Below are 2,162 nucleotides of genomic sequence, written 5' to 3' on the forward strand. Positions count from 1 at the left end.
TCTGCTTCAGTGCCAGCGGTGGGGCACGGATGCAGGAAGGACTTTTTTCCCTGATGCAGATGGCCAAGACGTCAGCTGCTGTGGAGCGCCTGGCCAAGGCGGGAGTTCCTTTCATCTCGGTGCTCACCGACCCGACTATGGGCGGTGTTTCTGCCAGTTTGGCGACCTTGGGGGATATCCTGATTGCGGAGCCCAAGGCCCTGATCGGCTTCGCCGGACCGCGGGTGATCGAGCAGACCATCCGTGAAAAGCTGCCGGAGGGTTTTCAGCGCTCAGAATATTTGCTTGAGCACGGCGCCATTGACCAGATTGTCGATCGTCGCCAGATGCGCACGGTAGTGAGCGAGATGCTGAGGATGCTGACCCATGCCGAGAGTGCGCATTAAGCGCTCTGCACGGGGCGAGCGTAGCCGGTGATGTCTTTGCCAGATACCCTCAGTGATCGGGTCGCTGAACTGGCCGGGCCACCCGAGCAAATCGTCATGGGTCTGGAGCGGATGCGGGCTGCTTTGGCGGCGCTGAAGATTCCCGCGCGTTTGCCCATGCCGGCAATTTTGGTGGGGGGCACCAATGGCAAGGGCTCCACGGTGGCTTATCTGGAGGCCTTCTATCGCCAGGCGGGCTATCGCGTTGGCGCTTATACCAGCCCACACCTCTGGCAGTTTACTGAGCGTCTGCGGCTGGATGGTCGGCTGGCACCTGGGTCCCTCTGGTGCCAGCAACTCAAGGAACTGGCCGACACAGTACGCCAGATTCCGCTCACCTATTTTGAGATCGCGACCCTCGCTGCTGTGCGGATGATGTTGGCCACCGGGGTCGATGTGGCGATTCTGGAGGTCGGCCTGGGGGGACGTCTGGATGCGGTCAATGCGTTCGTGCCGGATTGTAGTGTCGTGACCACCGTGGACCTGGATCATCAGGACTGGCTGGGGTCCGATCGTGCATCCATCGGCAGGGAAAAGGCGGGTATCTTCCGTCGTGCGGTGCCTGCCCTCTATGGGGATGCCGAAGAGCCCTGCGCTTCGGTATTGGAAGCGGCGTCGCGTGCTGAGGTACCCTTGCAGCAGTTGGGGCGGGACTTTCATATTGATCCTCCATCCGGGAAATGGTCAGGATTCGGGCAAGAGAAACAGGTGTCTGCGCCCTTGTGGGCAGGGTCGGCACAATGGGCCAATCTGGCGGTGGCGGTGGCGGCGGTGTCGCTGTTGCAGGAGAAATTGCCGGTGCCCGATACGGCGATCTCCGCTTGGACGCTACCGCCGGAGTTGCCGGGACGTTGCCAGTGGCTCCAGCCCTGGGGTAAGGAGGATCCTGATCTGCTAGTGGATGTCGCCCATAATCCGCAGGCTACTCGGCAATTGGCGGCATTGCTGGCGGCGCGAAAAGGTGCCGCGCGTTGTCACGCCATTGTCGGTATGCTTGCTGACAAAGATATGGCCGGGACACTCGCGCCACTGTTGCACTGGGTGGATGCCTGGCATGTGCTGGAGATCACCGATACGCCGCGTGCAGCGATGGCGGCGCAACTCTGCGATATGCTTGAGGAAATGGGCGCGGCAGCGGTATCCGCGGATGCCAGCATGGAGCAGGCCCTGGAGAGGGCAAGAATGACCTTGGCGGGCGGGGATATTCTGCTCTGTTTCGGCTCCTTTCATCTCGTCAAGCAGTTGCCCATGGCCTGGCTACTGCGTGATCCGGCATGATGTTCTGGGTAAATGCCGCTACCGTGGGTCTGGTGGTGCTGTCCGCGCTCTGGGGGCTTTTTCGCGGGATGGTACGCGAGTTTTTTTCCCTGGCGGCATGGATTGGCGGGTTTTACGTGGCGTGGAACTGGGGCGGGAGTTGGCTGGCGCCCCGGCTGTCGTCGCAGATCCCCGCCGGCTGGAAGGTGCCACTGGCTTCTTTTATCCTCTTTTTTGCCTGTCTGATCGTCGGGACCCTGTGCGCTTTTGTCGTTCGTAAGCTATTATACGGCATTGGTTTCGGGGCGACGGATCGCTTTTTGGGGGCGTTCTTTGGTTTCTTGCGGGGACTGGTGTTGATTGCCATTGCGGTTACTCTGGTGCAGTCCTCAGACCTGTCCCGGTCTCCCTGGTGGGAGAGTTCCTGGCTGGGACAGGAGCCGGTGAAACACTGGTCGCAATCATTGACGGCACCTGCCG

The 2,162-nt window shown here is 61.0% G+C and carries 3 protein-coding genes; all 3 read left to right on the forward strand.

The genetic code is table 11. The features are described 5' to 3' along the window. The coding region (locus tag AC2VNK_RS01285) for an acetyl-CoA carboxylase carboxyltransferase subunit beta (RefSeq protein WP_486882518.1) at positions 1 to 386 on the forward strand (386 nt) is incomplete at its 5' end. A gap of 30 nt (positions 387 to 416) precedes the next feature. Continuing rightward, positions 417 to 1,703, forward strand: coding sequence for a bifunctional folylpolyglutamate synthase/dihydrofolate synthase (locus AC2VNK_RS01290; RefSeq protein ID WP_486882519.1), 1,287 nt, complete (start codon positions 417 to 419; stop codon positions 1,701 to 1,703). Further along, on the forward strand, positions 1,700 to 2,162 hold a 463-nt coding region (locus tag AC2VNK_RS01295), incomplete at its 3' end, for a CvpA family protein (RefSeq protein WP_486882520.1). The genes AC2VNK_RS01290 and AC2VNK_RS01295, both read left to right, overlap by 4 nt.

The organism is Acidithiobacillus sp. TH-A35, assembly GCF_057473505.1.